Here is a 15,675-nt window from a genome sequence, read left to right on the forward strand (position 1 = left end):
TAAATTCTATACTGATTATTTAGAATGAATATTTATACAAAATTAGTTGAGTAGACAAATTTTAAGAATAAAAGAGGAACAAAAAAGATACTCGTTTATTTCTGTTAAAGTTCTATTAAAACCACTGATTATAATATAACACAAGTATAAAATTATTAAAAATAATACTATTTTAAAATTCGAAAAATTAAGGAGGATAATTAATGGAATATTTAAAAGAGGATAAACAAGATTATTGTTATGAATTTGCTAGACCATACATTAATCATCAAATTTATGATGACACATACAATCCAAAAACAGCATTAAGAAGAGGTACTTTATTTCCTGAGTTGGATTTAATAGAGTCAAATAACTACAATGATTGGTTATATGAAAATCCTAAAAATAGAGTTAGAGAGAAAAAAGGGGGTAGTATGCACTAATGTCATTAAATAGAAGAGAACTTTTAGAGAGAATTTCAGAATATCAATTTGCTTGTATAGAATTAAATTTATATTTGGATAACAATCCAAGAGATGAGGAAGCTCTTGATTCATACAGTAGATACTGCGATAAATTTACACAAGCTATGTGTGATTATGAGTCTAAGTATGGGGCATTAACTAATTTTGGTTATGAATCAAGTGAATATCCTTGGTCATGGGTATCAGAGCCTTGGCCATGGGACAAGTCATTTTATAAATAAAATTATACAGTATTAAGATTAGATTTACTATTAAATATATTAAGGAGGAGTAAGATAATATGTGGATTTACCAAAAAACACTGGAACATCCAGTTAACATAAGACAAGCAGACCCTAGAATGGCAAAATATATAATGACTCAGTTGGGAGGACCTAATGGTGAGCTGGCAGCTGCAACTAGATATCTTCAACAAAGATACACTATGCCAACAGGAAAATCTCGTGCACTTTTAACTGATATAGGTACAGAAGAAATGGCTCATGTTGAGATAATTTCTTCAATGTTATATCAATTAATAAGTAGCTGTACTCCAGAAGAGCTTAAAGCTGCTGGACTTGGAACTAATTATGCTACTTTTGGACATGGTCTTCAGCCAGTTGATTCTAATGGAGTAAACTTTACTACAAGTTATATTAATGTCTTTGGCGATGCTGTAACTGATTTACATGAGGATATGGCTGCTGAACAAAAAGCATTGGCTACGTACTATCAATTAATAAATTTAACTGATGACCCAGATTTGAAGGATATCTTAAGATTTTTAGGTGAGAGGGAAGTAGTGCATTATCAAAGATTTGGTGAAGCACTAATGGATGTTTACGAGTTTACAGAATGTAAACATCAGTTCTAATAAAATAATAATAAAATAATAAAAGGAAGGTGCTTCAAAATGAGCTTTTAGTTTATGAGGCATCTTCTTTTTGTATGAAATAAAATAAATCAATCTCTTTATATATAAATTAGTCTTATAAATAATTAAATAAATATAAAAAATTTAAGAATTAAAATATGTCAACTTGACATGATAATTATGATAGAATATAATACTTACTAAAAGTAAGTATATGATTTCGAGCTAATTAAGGAGGAGAATATGGAAAAATATTTACCTGCTTGTCCAGTAGAAATAACGCTACAAATGATAGGTGACAAATGGAAGTTTTTGATATTAAGAGAATTAATAAGAGATAAAAAACGTTTTGGAGAATTAAGTGAATCAATTGATAATATAAGTCAAAAAATGTTGTCTCAAAATCTAAAAAGTATGGAAGAAGATGGTCTAGTGCATCGTGAGGTATATGAACAATTTCCACCTAAAGTTGAATATTCTTTGACTGAATTAGGGATGACTTTACGACCTATATTAGTTTCTCTGTTTGAATGGGGCAATATGTATAAAGAGTATAGTGAAAAGGAGAGTAAAGATGAATAGAGTAGTAATCACTGGGATTGGAATAGTATCCCCTATAGGAAATAATATTGAAGAATTTTGGAGTAATGTAAAAGCAGGTAATCATGGTATACAGATGATAGATAGGTTTGACACTAAAGATTTTCCTGTAAAAGTAGCAGGGCAAGTAAAAGGTTTTAATCCTTTATTATCATTCTCTAAGAAGGAACTTAGACATAATGACTTGTATTGCCAATATGCAGTAGAAGCTACAAGACAGGCTATTTCTGACTGTGGAACTGATTTTAAAGAATTAGACCCTTATCGTATAGGAGTTATAGTTGGTAGTGGGATAGGTGGAATAAATACTTTGGAAAGTGAATATGGAAAATTTATTGAGAAGGGAAGTAGACGAGTTTCACCATTTACGATACCAATGCTAATCTCAAATATGGCTGCTGGAACGATTGCTATTAAATATGGATTTAAGGGAATCAATTATGCTTTAGTATCTGCTTGTGCGACATCTACTCATACAATAGGGGAAGCATTTGAGGCTATTAAATGTGGAAGATTAGATGTCTGTGTAGCTGGTGGTTCTGAAGCAGCTATAACTGAATTTACATTAGCTGGATTCAATAATATGAAAGCATTGAGTGATAGTGACGACCCTGACAGAGCATCAATTCCTTTTGATAAAGATAGAAATGGATTTGTCATGGGTGAGGGAGGAGCTATTTTAATATTAGAGAGTTTAGAAAATGCAAAGAAAAGAAATGCAAAGATTTATGCAGAGGTAATCGGGTATGGTGCTACAGAAGATGCATACCATATTACTAGTCCAGACCCTACAGGAGAAGCAGCTTGTCAGGCTATCTTGATTGCATGTAATGAGGGTGGAATTAATCCAAGTGAGATTGATTATATTAATGCTCATGGTACTTCTACTCCAATTAATGATAAATACGAAACGAATGCGATAAAACTGGCATTAAAAGATTCAGCTAACGATGTGCTTATAAGTTCTACAAAGTCAATGACAGGGCATTTGTTGGGAGCAGCAGGGGCATTGGAAGCAATAGTTTGTGTAAAAGCTATAGATGATAATTTTGTTCCTATGACTGTAGGTTATAAGAATTTTGACCCAGATTGTGATTTGAATTATGTTGTTAATGGTGGAATTGAGAAAGAAGTGAAATACACTATTTCTAATTCATTAGGATTTGGTGGGCATAATGCTACTATTTGTATAAAGAAGTTTGAGGAATAGTAGTAAGAATAAGCAAAATTAAAATAAGACTTTCCTTTATTTTTCCAAAAATGTATTGTATTATTGATTCAGTAGTAAATGCAATGAAATCATATATCAATAATCATTTAGTATTTGCATTATAGTATCATTTAGTTATATTTATTAAATATAAAGAGTAAATAATAAAGATTATATATTTAGTGAATTAAGAGCTATATTTGTTGATATTGTACAGAATTATTGGGAGAAGGAGGAAAAGCATGAAAAAAGATACATCTCATGTTATCAAACGGGCAGAGAACTTTCAGGTAATTTTGATTGGAGAAGGACTGATAGTTGGTGCTGTGGCTGGTTTGATTGTACTTTTATATAGGATACTTTTGGGGCGAGCTGGTATCTGGCTTAGCCAAATTTTGACGTTTGTAGAAGGTTCTACAATAAAAATAATAGCTTGGTTTGCAGTGCTTGCACTACTTGCTTGGATTGTATCAAAGCTTGTAGACTTAGAGCCAATGATTTCTGGAAGTGGTATTCCTCAGCTTGAGGGAGAAATGACAGGAAAAATCAAGCAGGTATGGTGGCGTGTGTTGCCAACTAAATTTATTGGAGGATTTTTGGCACTTATGGGAGGTCTTGCATTGGGAAGAGAAGGACCTTCTATTCAGCTTGGTGCTATGGCAGGGAAAGGTATCTCTAGAGCGCTTGATAGAGGTAAGACAGAGGAAAAATTTCTGTTAACCTGTGGGGCAAGTGCTGGATTGTCAGCAGCATTTCATGCGCCATTAGCAGGTGTTATGTTTTCGCTTGAAGAAGTTCATAAGAACTTTTCAGTGTCTGTTTTAATTTCTGTGATGACAGCATCTTTGACAGCAGATTATATCTCAGCTAATTTTCTAGGGATTGAGTCTGTGTTCCAGTTTGACATTGGTCATGTATTGCCACAGAATTATTATGGATTGATAGTGATTCTAGGTGTGATTCTTGGAGTTATGGGAGCATTTTATAACTGGTTTACTTTATATGTGCAGTCTTTATATAAAAAGATTCCTAAAATCGGTACATTTGGTAAACTGCTGATTCCATTCAGTATGGCTGGTATTCTTGGACTTATGATGCCTCAAGTGCTAGGAAGTGGGCACAATTTGGTGGAGTCACTTACAAGTCATGAATATCTTTTTGGGATGGTTGTTTTGATTTTTGTCGTACGCTTTATATTTTCAGCTGTTAGTTTTGGGTCAGGTGCACCAGGTGGCATCTTTTTTCCGTTGCTTGTTTTAGGAGCATTTATAGGTGGAATATTTGGAATGATAGGTGTTAAGGTTTTTGGAATGAACCCAGATTATATAAATAATTTTGTGCTTTTGGCTATGGCAGGATATTTTACAGCTATTGTACGTGCACCTTTGACTGGTATTATATTAATTTTTGAAATGACGGGTTCTGTTAGTCAAATGCTTTCACTATCTGTAATTTCGATTGTGGCATATATTGTGGCTACTCTTATGAAATCAAAACCTATTTATGAAAGTCTTTTGGAGCGATTACTTGAGAAAAATGGAGAACCTGCTCCTAAAGAGAGGGGAGAAAAGATACTAGACCAGTTTTCTGTTATGTTTGGTTCTCCTGTTGCAAACAAAAAAATTCAGGATATACAATGGCCAGAGAATTGTCTTCTGGTAGCTATTCAAAGAGGTGGTGAAGAGATTATTCCTAGAGGGAAAACTATTCTTAAGCCAAGTGATATAATTGTGACTATGACAGATGAGAGAGACAGTGGTGTTGTGTATGATAGGATGGAGAATTTGTGTAAAGAGAATACTTCCCATATTTTATAGATAAGTGATAATATTAAATTGAGTAAAGAGTTAGTTCTTGAGTGGTATGAGAAGATGAAAGTGTAGGATTTTAGATGTAAAGAGTTTGAAAAATAAATTGATTGTATGTAAAATGATAGATTACATTTTATTGAAATAGTAAATTAAAGTTTATTGAACTGAAAAAATAAATTTAGAAAAAGGAAGATTTAAGTATGTGTGATGAATTTGTAAACTTGACAGTAGAAAATCTTGCCAATGAACATTTATGTTGTATTATCCGTACAAGAAAGCTACATCAAGGTATTGAAGCCAAAAAGCAATGGATTTCTGAAAGATTAAGAGAAGGGCATACCTTTAGAAAATTGAATGTCAAAGGTACTGTATTTATTGAGTATGCACCCCTTGAGACTGCATGGGTTCCAATTACTGGTGATAACTATTATTATATATATTGCTTATGGGTATTGGGTGATTATAAAGGAAAAGGGTATGCGAAATCGTTAATGGAGTATTGTGTGGAAGATGCTAAAAAGAATGGAAAGTCTGGCGTTTGTATGCTTGGGGCAAAAAAACAAAAAGCATGGCTTTCAGACCAATCATTTGCGAAAAAATTTGGATTTGAGGTCGTCGATACTACTGATAATGGATATGAGCTACTTGCACTTTCTTTTGACGGAACAACACCAGTGTTCAAGCAAAATGCAAAATCGTGTGAAATCGAGAGTGAGGAACTAACTATTTATTATGATATGCAATGTCCATTTATCTATCAAAATATTGAACGATTAAGAGATTATTGCACAACACATGATGTTCCAGCTTCATTTATTCAAATAGACACATTACAAAAAGCAAAGGAATTACCTTGTGTTTTTAATAACTTCGCATTATTTTACAAGGGGAAGTTTGAAACAGTAAATTTAATAGATGTTGCGTATTTGAAAAAAATGCTAAATAAATGATAGAGAATAATATTCTATATCAATGTAGTGGCGGAAGTCTTTTGATTTTCCGCCATATTTGTGTGCAGACAAATGGATGGTTCTAATGATGATTTAAAATAACATAATTAAGAGGGCTATTTTAGAAATCTTATAATTTTAATTTAGAGTATGTATTCATTTTTTATATCTTATAAATAAGACATGATTTTTTAGAAATTCAAGTATTGTACAGATAAGATTGACTTATATTGACGTATTTAGTTATTCTAGATTTAAAAGAAGAGAGGTGGCTATATGAATTTGATTTTGAATGATATTCTTAGGACTGTTGTATTAAGTGATTTGTGTATAGTTATCCTATTGAGTTTTAGAATGACTATATTTAAAAGGTTTAGCAAAAGATTTAATTATTATGTTTGGTTGATTGTGATTATTAAGTTATTACTACCATTTACATATTATACTTTTACATTTAATAGGAGGGAATATCAATATACTATTAGTAAGGTGTATTTAGAAAATTTTAATACTATCTTTACTTCGAAAAACAGTATTTTATTATTTATTTGGATTGCTAGTATAATAGTATATTTGGTTTATATTAGTTGGAGATACATTAAGATTAAAATTTTGATGAATGATTTATCCTATGATGTTGAGGATAATGAGATAAAAAATCTTTATGAGAATTTATTAAAGGAGCTTAGTATAAATAAAAAGATACAACTTAAATATTCTTATGAAGTTGAAACACCAGTGTTTTTTAATTCAAGTGTCATTTTACCTCCTTATGATTATACATTAAAGGAGCTGGATTGGATATTTAGACATGAGCTTATGCATTTTAAGAGTAAAGACCTTTATGTTAAGTATTTGGTGCTATTTTTAAAATGTGTTTATTGGTTTAATCCTTTTATATATATAATGGAGAAGTTTATAGATTTGGATTGCGAATTTTATTGTGATGAAAGGGTTTTAAAGAACCGTACTGTAGAGGAGAGACAGGACTATGCGCTTACTATAATAAGTGCGATGAGGAAAGGTTCAAGTCATTCAAATAAGTTTGTGGCTGGTTTACATAAGGAGTCAGATATTAGAAAAAGAGTGTCTAATATGTTTAATGAAAGATATAGAAATGGTGTTTTGATGGTGGTAATTTTATGTTTGTTATCTTCTATTACATATTTTAGATTTGATACAATCTGTTATAATCCATTGATTTATCCAATGCATAAGCAGTCACCTATTGAAAATAGAGCTAATTCAAAACCAACATATGAGTTTAATATTCATGTAGATGATTAATATATAAAATTATCATATAAAGAGGTTTTAGGCATATAAAATTGATAATCAGTTTTTTGTGCATTAAGTAATTATGAAGAAGTATTTATTAATTTATTATATAAATTAAGTAATTTTGATTGTAAAGAGTTTTATTCTTACCTGTGACAATATAAATCATATTTTTAGATATTTTCTTTGATTATAGTATTTTAGTTGTATAATACATTATTGTGTATAAAGGTGTTAGTTATAGTAATCGAATGGATAAATAGAGTATTTAAAATAATTAGTTTATAAGGAGAAATATTTATGAGAAAGCAATTGGAAGAAATGACTTTAGAAGAATTATGGGAGTTGTTCCCAATAGTTTTAACTGTTCATAAGGAATGTTGGAAAGATTGGTTTAAAGAAGAAGAATGTAGATTAACTGGGGTATTACCTATGCAAAATATTGTTAGAATAAGTCATATTGGAAGCACTACTGTGAGCACAATCTATGCCAAGCCAATTGTTGATATACTTATTGAGATAATGAATGATTGTAGCATAAAAGAGATTAAAAAGTTAATTGAATCAATGGGATATGTTTGTATGTCTGAGAGTAGTAGCAGGATTTCACTTAATAAAGGATATACAATAGATGGTTTTGAAGAACGAGTTTTTCATTTACATATAAGGTATGCAGGTGATAATGATGAGTTGTTTTTTAGAGATTATTTAATTGACAATCCAAGTGTAGCTAAGGAGTATGAAGAACTTAAGTTAAATCTATGGAAGAAGTATGAGCATAATCGTGATGCTTATACAGATAGTAAGTCAGATTTTATTAAAGAATTTACTGAAAAAGCAAAAGTATTGTATTCTAATAGGTATATTTAGAAACTTATTTATATATTTTTATTAGGTTACTTATTGATTTTTAATGTAGGTAAGTTATATAAGGGTAGAAAGATTAAGTTTATTAAATTGTATGAAGTTACATACAAAGGGATGTTAGATTGTTTAGATTATATAAGTGCAAATCAAAAATGTCAATGAGATTACTTAGGACATATGAACTTAAATCAAAAAGAAAAATTAGCTTTAAGATTATATAAATGTAAATCAAAATGTTTAAACATATTGATTAGACTATATGAATTTAAAGCAAAAAGGACAGTCAGATTGATTGTCTTTTTTGTTTTAAAATTTTTAGTATTTAAAATGAGGGTTTAATCTATACATAGTTAACAAGCAAATTTTTAAAAATTAGATGGAATAAAAAATGCAATGTTATAAAACGATAAAGTATAATTTTTTGTTAAAAGATATAAGAAATATATATATTTAAGCAAATATATACAATAATTTACATCTTTGTAATAACATTTTCTTTACAAGTTTTTAGAGATGTGATAATATTTAGAAAAGTGCATATGTATTCATAATAATTACTGGAAAACGCTTAAAATATGAAAAAATAGATAACGTATGCATAAATAGGCAAAATTTAAAATTGATAAATTTGGGAGGATATAGTTATGGGAAAATATCAAGGTTCAAAACAAGTTGTAAGAAACTACTTCGAAGCATTAGAAAATGCAAATGTAGATGGAGTTAAGAATGTTTTAAATGAATACATGAAATCAGACTATAATTGGAAAGGTGTATATCCATTTCGTGAACAAGAAGGAATTGAAAATGTAGCAGATGTATTTTGGAAACCTTTAAAAAATTCATTAAGTAACATGCAAAGAAGACAGGATATCTTTATTGCAGGGACTAATGAAATTGACAATAGTGAGTGGGTCATGAGTATGGGACACTTTATGGGACTTTTTGATAATGACTGGCTTGGGATTAAGCATACTCGTAAAATGATTAGTTTAAGATATGCAGAATTTAACTGTGTACAGGATGGAAAAATTTCTAAAACTGGATTATTTGTAGACATAATCGGATTTATGATTCAAGCAGGAGTAAATCCATTACCTCCACAAACTGGTTCATATTTTGTATATCCAGGGCCAATTGACCATAATGGATTACTTTTTGAAGATGCAGATGAAATTGAAGGAGTAAAAACTTTGGCATTAGTGAATAAAATGGTAGATGATTTATCTGAGTTAAATGAAAGTGGTGCTATGGGATGTCCTCCAGAAGTACTTGAAAAATCATGGGCTAAAGATATGATTTGGTATGGGCCAGGAGGGATTGGTGCTTCTTATACTATACCTAGATATCAAGAACAACACCAATTACCATTTAGAAACAATTTAAAAGGAAAGACTTTTAATGGACATGCATGTAGATTTGCAGAAGGAAACTTTGCTTGTTTCTTTGGATGGCCTAATCTGACTAATATACCATGTGGAGGTTTTTTAGGATTGCCAGGTGGTGAGGTTAAAGCAGATATGCAGGTAGTTGATGTGTATTATCGTAAAGGGGATAAGCTTCAAGAAAACTGGGTACTAATTGATATTCCTTATTGGCTAAAACAACAAGGTCTTGATATTCTTGAGAGAACTAAAAGTATTTTTAATGCTTAATTATGCATACGTATGCTTGAAGAGGTGGAGGAATATAAAATGACATCCAATAATAAAAATGATGGAATAGTAAAAGAGCAAGAAAAAGAAAGTTCTATAAGTGAGCTTGAATCAGAAAAAGTTAAGGGAAAACATAAATCTAAAGTAAATCAAACTAATTTTAGTAATATGGATAAAAATGAAACTACTAAAAATCAAATTACTGATAATAAAACAGGCATACATAAAACTGAGGAAGATAAATCTAATATAAATATTACTACTGAAAAAAATGAAAAAGTTGCATTTAAGGGGGAATATAATATGGAGTCTACAAAAATTTACTATGGAGATTCACTAGAAGTAACACCTGTTGGAGTGATGGACTACAATGATTTTTCAAAACAGACAAAAAGGGAGCAAGAAATACCTGGATTTGATTCTAAGTATAGGGATTTTGTAGATTATATTATGAAAATAACACATAATATTTGGGAAGAAAAAGGTATAGGGGTTATTTATGATACATATCACAATAATGTTACAATGCACTGTGGTTCTTCTAATTTAGTCGGTATTAAAGATGTTATTTCCAATACTCTTCAAACATTACATGCGTTTCCTGATAGAAGATTAATTGGGCAAAATGTAATATGGTCTAACTTTGGTGCTGATGGTTTTTTATCTTCTCATCGTGTTTTATCTACAGCAACTAATCTAGGTGATAGTAATTTTGGACCAGCAACAGGTAGAAAAATAAACTTTAGAACTGTGATTGATTGTGCTACAACAAACAATAGAATTCATGAAGAATGGTTAGTTAGAGATAATTTATGGATTGTCACTCAATTAGGATTAGACCCTCAAGAAGTAGCAAAAGGTATGGCAAAAGCAAGTGCATCTAAAGTACTTAGTTTACAATCAACATATGGTATCTGTGAATCTATGGATGGTCAATTCATGCCAGCTAAGTATCAAGCAAAAGATGAGTCTGTTGGTGAAATGATGCTTGAAATGACAAGTCGTATTTATAATTATAAATATATAAATGAAGTTAAAAAATACTATCATGATAATGCAGTAGTCCATTTTATATGTGATAAAGATTTAAATGGATATGATGAGATACAAGGCATGATTGTAAGTTTACTTGCTTCAATTCCAAATGGAAGTTATGAAGTAGAAAGAGTAACCTGTAATCAGAGGGAAAAAAATGAAGGATATGATGTATCTGTAAGATGGAGATTACGTGGAATAAATGAAGGGATAGGTTTCTTTGGACAACCTTCTGGAAAGCCTGTGGAAGTAATGGGAATTAATCATTATCATGTATTACAAGGTAAAGTAAAGGAAGAATGGATAACTTTTGATGGCATGGATGTTCTAAAGCAAATGTATATGGGTGTGGAAGAGTAAGTTTATTAGAGTATAAATAGTCTTGAAATCTATATAATGAGTATTTTTTTATAAATTTGAGAAATAGATGTATATAACAAATAACGGATAAATTCTTAGATGGACTATGGTATATAACGAATAACAGGATAAATCCTTAGATGGACTATGGTATATAACGAATAACAGGGTAAATTCTTAGATGGACTATGATTAATATTAAAAAGGGGGATTTATAAAGAATATGAAAACAACAGTTGGAATAGAAAATGATATCATATTAGGAAAGGACTATTCAAACCTAAAAAGAGGAATTGCATTTTTTTCAATTGCTTTAATATACTTTTTTTATTGCTACAACTTTATGGTAGGTACTTTTATTAAACCAACAATGATTTATGCCCTAGCAGAGGGTGGATTTGGTTTTTCATTGAAACAAACAGAAGAAATATTTGCTGTGATGTCTTTTGGTACAATTCCAGGAACTTTTATTTTCGGAGTGATTTCAACAAAAATCGGAAAAAAGAGAACTTTAATTAGTGTTGCTTTATTAATTGGATTGACAACATTTATACCAATGTTGTCTCCTACAAATATCATGTTATGGAAAATTGCACGTTTGTGTACAGGAGTAGTACTAGGTGGTGTATTTGGAACAGCTATGCCTTTGGTTGCAGATATGTTCCCAAGTAAATATCGTGGTAAGTTAGCTGCTATATTGACTGCCTTATTTTCATTAGCTATGATTTTTGGTGGAAAAGTGTATGGAGTATTGGGTGATTCAAATTGGCAAATATTGATGTATACTGCAATTATACCGCCTATAGTTGGAGGTATCTTAGCAATTTTCTTTGTACCAGATGATTTGGAGTATACAAAAGAATTAGTTAAAAAGGGAAAAGAAACTGGCGAAAAAATTAGTTATATAAGTATGTACAAGGGAAAATACTTATGGATTGGTATAGGAACAATTCTTTTATCAGGGGCTAATTTTACAGCATATTCAGCATTTTCAAATAATGCAACTACATACTTAGTAACAGGACTAGGAATGACATCAGTAGTAGCTGGTTCTCTATATAGTTTACAAGGAATTGGTCAATTAGTAGGATATTTATTCTGGGGCTCTATAGCAGATAAATTTGGGAGAAAAGTACCTTTTATAGGTATGGCATTAGCAGCAGTATTTGTTTTTATATATACAAAATTAGGAGGAGACAATATAACAACATTCTACATGATATCAGTATTGTTAGGTCTTGCTGTTGGATATTCTGGGGCATGGGGAGCATACTATACAGAACTGTTCCCAAGTAAATATCGCTCACTGTCATCTGGGATGTCGTTTAATGGAGGAAGAATTATATCTACCTTTGCAATACCTGCAATAGCTGGGACAGCTTCTGGTGCTTTAGGTATGATAACTATTTTTTATATATCAATAGCAGTATTTGTAGCAGGTGCTATTGTATGGTTATTCTTACCAGAAACATTAAATAAGAAGTAATAAAATACTGACAAATTTTTTTGTTACTTAGAAAGGGGTGGCTTATGATTTCATCAATTGATGTGTGTATTATAATAGGATATTTGCTGTTAATGTTAGTTATTGGTTATTATTCAGGAAAAGATAATAAAAATCAAGAAGATTATTTCTTAGCAGGTAGGTCAATGCCGTGGATTCCGATTGCTTTATCAGTTGCAGCTACTATGATTAGTGCAAATGGCTTTATAGGTGGTCCTGGATGGGCATATATGGATGGGATGTATCCAGTAATGGTTAATATTACAGTACCTTTAGCAATATTTTTTGCACTGAGCATTACCACCCCAGTTATTTATAGATTAAAGATAACATCTGTATATGAATACATGGGATTTCGTTTGGGAAATTATTCAAGAGGGTTAACTATTATTCAATTTTTTATTAATTCATTGATTCAAGCGAGCTCTATGGTATATATACCAGTGCTTATTATTCAGATGATTACTGGTTGGTCGCTTTATATTTTAGTTCCAATTGTTGTACTTGTATCAATTATATACACGTTATTAGGGGGAATTAAAGCAGTTATATGGACTGATAGTATTCAAATGCTAGTAGTAATAAGTGCTGTATTTATAGTAATTATTGTAGCTTTAAAAGGAATGAATCTTAGCTTTTTTGATACCCTACAAATTGCACAACAGAGTGGTAAATTAAATACATTTGATTTTAGCACAGATTTCTCAGTTACAAATACTTTTTGGGCTACTTTAATCGGTGGAACTATAATGTGGATAAGATACTTCTGTTTTGACCAAGCTCAAGTACAAAGAGTTTTAACATCTAAATCTTTAAACAGTGCAAAAAATTCTTTTGTAGTCAGTGCATTTGTTATGAATCTAGTTTATTACTTTATGTTATTGGTAGGAGTGATTTTATTTGTATTCTATGATGGAAGAGCATTTGAAACTTCAAATGAAATAATGATTACTTTTATTTTGAATGAACTTCCAGTAGGAGCGATTGGAATTATTATTGCAGGTGTGTTTGCAGCAGCAATGTCTAGTATTGACTCTATATTAAATAGTATGACAACTGTTTTTACAAAAGATATTTATGAGTTTTATTTTAAAAAAGATGGTAAAGAATCATCATTAAAAGTAACAATGATTATAACCATAGTTATAGGTGTTGTTATGACAGGTTTCATTATTATGGGGTTTGGAGGAAGCATTAAGTCAATTCTTGACCTTGTTGGTAACTATATCTCATACTTTGCTGGACCAGCTACAGGTGCATTTGTACTAGCAATGTTTACATATAAGGCTCATGATAAAGGAGTATCTATTGGTTTTATTGTAGGATTAGTTTTAGGGTTTTTTATTTCTAATAAATATAACGTGAGCTGGTTGTGGAATCCAGCAATAGGTGCTACAATAACATTGATATTTGGATATATTTTTAGTATCATCTTAAAAAACAATAATAATGTAGAGGATATTAAAAAATATACTGTACTTGGTATGAGAAAAGAACTTATTTCTAAAGGGATGGATAAAGTAGATGGAGTGTCCATACTACCATTTTCTTTAGGTAAGCAAGAATTAATTGTATTAGCTTTTTTCATTATCCAATATATTATCTTATTTTTAATACAATTTTAAGAAGAAATACTAGATATTTAAGGAGAAATACTAAATGAATCAAAAGAAAGTTCATTATAATAAATCAGCTACATCAAAAGATGTCGCAAGATTGGCAGGAGTATCTCAATCATCTGTTTCAAGAGCATTTGGTAGTGCAAATGGAAAGGGTGTAAAACCTGAGGTAAGAGAAAAAATTTTTCGTATAGCGGATGAAATTGGGTATGTTCCTAATCTAGTTGCAAGAGGAATGATTAGTGGAAAAACAAATGTCATAGGGTTGATAGTGGGAGATAGCTTAGGTCCGTTTTACAATAGGATTATTGACCTATTTGTAGAAAAAATTCAAGAAATTGGTAAGCAATGTCTTGTTTTTAAAGTTCCTAGACAGGAAAGTATAGACAGTATAATCTCAAAAGTAATTCAGTTTCAAGTGGAAGCAGTAGTTATTACTGCTTCAGCTATGAATAAGGTTATGGCTGAGACATGTGAAGAAAATAATATTCCTGTCATACTTTTTAATCGTTTTATACCAGGTATAAAAATAAGTACAGTCTATGTAGACCCAATTGAAGGTGGTGGAATGGCTGCTGAGTATCTTATTAACAAGGGGCATAGCAATATAGGATATATTCAATTTACAAGAGAAACTAGTGAAGAAATGGAAAAGAAGATTGGATTTTATTCTAAGTTAAGACAAAATGGGATTCATAGCCTTAAAGAGGAATCAGCAAACTATGATTATGAATCTGGTTATGAAGCAGGGAAAAGAATGTTAGCATTATCAAACCCTCCAACAGCAATTTTTTGTACAAGTGACTTAATAGCTACTGGTGTGATGGATGCAGCGAGATTTGAATATAAATTGAGAATACCAGAGGATTTATCAGTAATAGGATACGATGATATTCAGATGGCTTCATGGAAAAGCTATAGTTTAACAACAATTAGACAACCATTAAATTTATTGATTGACAAGACTATTAATATACTTAAAGTTTTGCTAAATGAGGATAAATGTGAACCAATAGTTGAGATGCTTAAGCCTGAATTAATTGAAAGGGATTCTACGATTTAAATGGGAGTTAGTTTAAATATATAAGATAGTTTTATAAGAAATCAAAAAACTGTTATTAAAATGATTTTTATAATCAATTAATAACAGTTTTAATTATTTATATATTTTGTAAGGCAATTAGATATTAGATTTTAATAGTATTTTTTTATTTACTATTATTTTAGTATGTTGAGGATAATCTTATTAATAAGAATTATTGCTAAACTTATATGTGATATTAATTCAACTTGCTCATAATGTGATGCTTTGAATAATTTACATTCATCTATTGATTCAAGAAATTCAGGCTTATCTAGTTCCAGCTCCTCATCAATAATATTTCCTTTTAAACTATCTAATATTTGATATACTAATACTTTTGTCAGAATATTGATATATGTATTTCTGTATTTAACACCAGTTTTTT

At 30.4% G+C, this 15,675-nt stretch carries 14 protein-coding genes; all 14 read left to right on the forward strand.

From position 1 onward, the window contains the following. The first annotated feature begins 203 nt into the window (after positions 1–203). Positions 204–425: a spore coat associated protein CotJA gene (locus tag Q3223_RS08460; protein ID WP_407811843.1), complete on the forward strand. Its 222-nt coding sequence runs from the start codon at positions 204–206 to the stop codon at positions 423–425. Then, positions 425–688 (forward strand): spore coat protein CotJB, encoded by a 264-nt coding sequence (locus Q3223_RS08465; protein ID WP_054275856.1) that lies wholly within the window; start codon positions 425–427, stop codon positions 686–688. The genes Q3223_RS08460 and Q3223_RS08465 overlap by 1 nt, the downstream gene beginning before the upstream one ends. Positions 689–747: 59 nt before the next feature. Next, on the forward strand, positions 748–1,320 hold the full coding sequence (locus Q3223_RS08470) for a manganese catalase family protein (RefSeq protein WP_054269122.1): 573 nt from the start codon (positions 748–750) through the stop codon (positions 1,318–1,320). Positions 1,321–1,563: 243 nt separating this feature from the next. Continuing rightward, the gene (locus Q3223_RS08475; protein WP_219673752.1) at positions 1,564–1,902 is read left to right on the forward strand and encodes a helix-turn-helix domain-containing protein; all 339 of its coding nucleotides are present in this window, start codon (positions 1,564–1,566) and stop codon (positions 1,900–1,902) included. Continuing rightward, on the forward strand, positions 1,895–3,130 hold the full coding sequence (gene fabF, locus Q3223_RS08480; protein WP_054269124.1) for a beta-ketoacyl-ACP synthase II: 1,236 nt from the start codon (positions 1,895–1,897) through the stop codon (positions 3,128–3,130). The genes Q3223_RS08475 and fabF overlap by 8 nt, the downstream gene beginning before the upstream one ends. Positions 3,131–3,372: 242 nt before the next feature. Continuing rightward, the gene (locus tag Q3223_RS08485; RefSeq protein ID WP_054269125.1) at positions 3,373–4,947 is read left to right on the forward strand and encodes a ClC family H(+)/Cl(-) exchange transporter; all 1,575 of its coding nucleotides are present in this window, start codon (positions 3,373–3,375) and stop codon (positions 4,945–4,947) included. Between the two features lie 344 nt (positions 4,948–5,291). Beyond that, positions 5,292–5,891: a GNAT family N-acetyltransferase gene (locus Q3223_RS08490; RefSeq protein ID WP_407811844.1), complete on the forward strand. Its 600-nt coding sequence runs from the start codon at positions 5,292–5,294 to the stop codon at positions 5,889–5,891. Between the two features lie 276 nt (positions 5,892–6,167). Next, positions 6,168–7,178: a M56 family metallopeptidase gene (locus Q3223_RS08495; protein WP_074179090.1), complete on the forward strand. Its 1,011-nt coding sequence runs from the start codon at positions 6,168–6,170 to the stop codon at positions 7,176–7,178. Positions 7,179–7,469: 291 nt separating this feature from the next. Continuing rightward, positions 7,470–8,039: a GrpB family protein gene (locus Q3223_RS08500; RefSeq protein WP_407811845.1), complete on the forward strand. Its 570-nt coding sequence runs from the start codon at positions 7,470–7,472 to the stop codon at positions 8,037–8,039. Between the two features lie 641 nt (positions 8,040–8,680). Further along, complete coding sequence (locus tag Q3223_RS08505) at positions 8,681–9,688, forward strand: nuclear transport factor 2 family protein (protein WP_054269128.1); 1,008 nt, start codon at positions 8,681–8,683, stop codon at positions 9,686–9,688. Between the two features lie 39 nt (positions 9,689–9,727). Beyond that, positions 9,728–11,083 carry an ester cyclase gene (locus tag Q3223_RS08510; RefSeq protein ID WP_407811846.1) on the forward strand — a complete coding sequence of 452 codons (1,356 nt, stop codon included), beginning with the start codon at positions 9,728–9,730 and terminating at the stop codon, positions 11,081–11,083. A 223-nt stretch (positions 11,084–11,306) separates the two neighbouring features. Further along, positions 11,307–12,569 (forward strand): MFS transporter, encoded by a 1,263-nt coding sequence (locus Q3223_RS08515; RefSeq protein ID WP_054269129.1) that lies wholly within the window; start codon positions 11,307–11,309, stop codon positions 12,567–12,569. A 44-nt stretch (positions 12,570–12,613) separates the two neighbouring features. Next, complete coding sequence (locus tag Q3223_RS08520) at positions 12,614–14,212, forward strand: sodium:solute symporter (RefSeq protein WP_054269130.1); 1,599 nt, start codon at positions 12,614–12,616, stop codon at positions 14,210–14,212. 34 nt (positions 14,213–14,246) lie between these two features. Continuing rightward, positions 14,247–15,269, forward strand: a complete 1,023-nt coding sequence (locus tag Q3223_RS08525) for a LacI family DNA-binding transcriptional regulator (protein WP_054269131.1) — start codon at positions 14,247–14,249, stop codon at positions 15,267–15,269. Positions 15,270–15,675 lie beyond the last annotated feature (406 nt).

The sequence above is a fragment of the Clostridioides sp. GD02367 genome (genome assembly GCF_045900275.1).
In the GTDB taxonomy this organism is placed as follows: Bacteria; Bacillota; Clostridia; order Peptostreptococcales; family Peptostreptococcaceae; genus Clostridioides; species Clostridioides difficile_A.

Bases quoted from the DNA above. Each gene is read 5' to 3' on its own strand.
- Q3223_RS08460 (WP_407811843.1), top strand. From the start codon at position 204: ATGGAATATTTAAAAGAGGATAAACAAGATTATTGTTATGAATTTGCT.
- Q3223_RS08465 (WP_054275856.1), top strand. From the start codon at position 425: ATGTCATTAAATAGAAGAGAACTTTTAGAGAGAATTTCAGAATATCAA.
- Q3223_RS08470 (WP_054269122.1), top strand. From the start codon at position 748: ATGTGGATTTACCAAAAAACACTGGAACATCCAGTTAACATAAGACAA.
- Q3223_RS08475 (WP_219673752.1), top strand. From the start codon at position 1,564: ATGGAAAAATATTTACCTGCTTGTCCAGTAGAAATAACGCTACAAATG.
- fabF (WP_054269124.1), top strand. From the start codon at position 1,895: ATGAATAGAGTAGTAATCACTGGGATTGGAATAGTATCCCCTATAGGA.
- Q3223_RS08485 (WP_054269125.1), top strand. From the start codon at position 3,373: ATGAAAAAAGATACATCTCATGTTATCAAACGGGCAGAGAACTTTCAG.
- Q3223_RS08495 (WP_074179090.1), top strand. From the start codon at position 6,168: ATGAATTTGATTTTGAATGATATTCTTAGGACTGTTGTATTAAGTGAT.
- Q3223_RS08500 (WP_407811845.1), top strand. From the start codon at position 7,470: ATGAGAAAGCAATTGGAAGAAATGACTTTAGAAGAATTATGGGAGTTG.
- Q3223_RS08505 (WP_054269128.1), top strand. From the start codon at position 8,681: ATGGGAAAATATCAAGGTTCAAAACAAGTTGTAAGAAACTACTTCGAA.
- Q3223_RS08510 (WP_407811846.1), top strand. From the start codon at position 9,728: ATGACATCCAATAATAAAAATGATGGAATAGTAAAAGAGCAAGAAAAA.
- Q3223_RS08515 (WP_054269129.1), top strand. From the start codon at position 11,307: ATGAAAACAACAGTTGGAATAGAAAATGATATCATATTAGGAAAGGAC.
- Q3223_RS08520 (WP_054269130.1), top strand. From the start codon at position 12,614: ATGATTTCATCAATTGATGTGTGTATTATAATAGGATATTTGCTGTTA.
- Q3223_RS08525 (WP_054269131.1), top strand. From the start codon at position 14,247: ATGAATCAAAAGAAAGTTCATTATAATAAATCAGCTACATCAAAAGAT.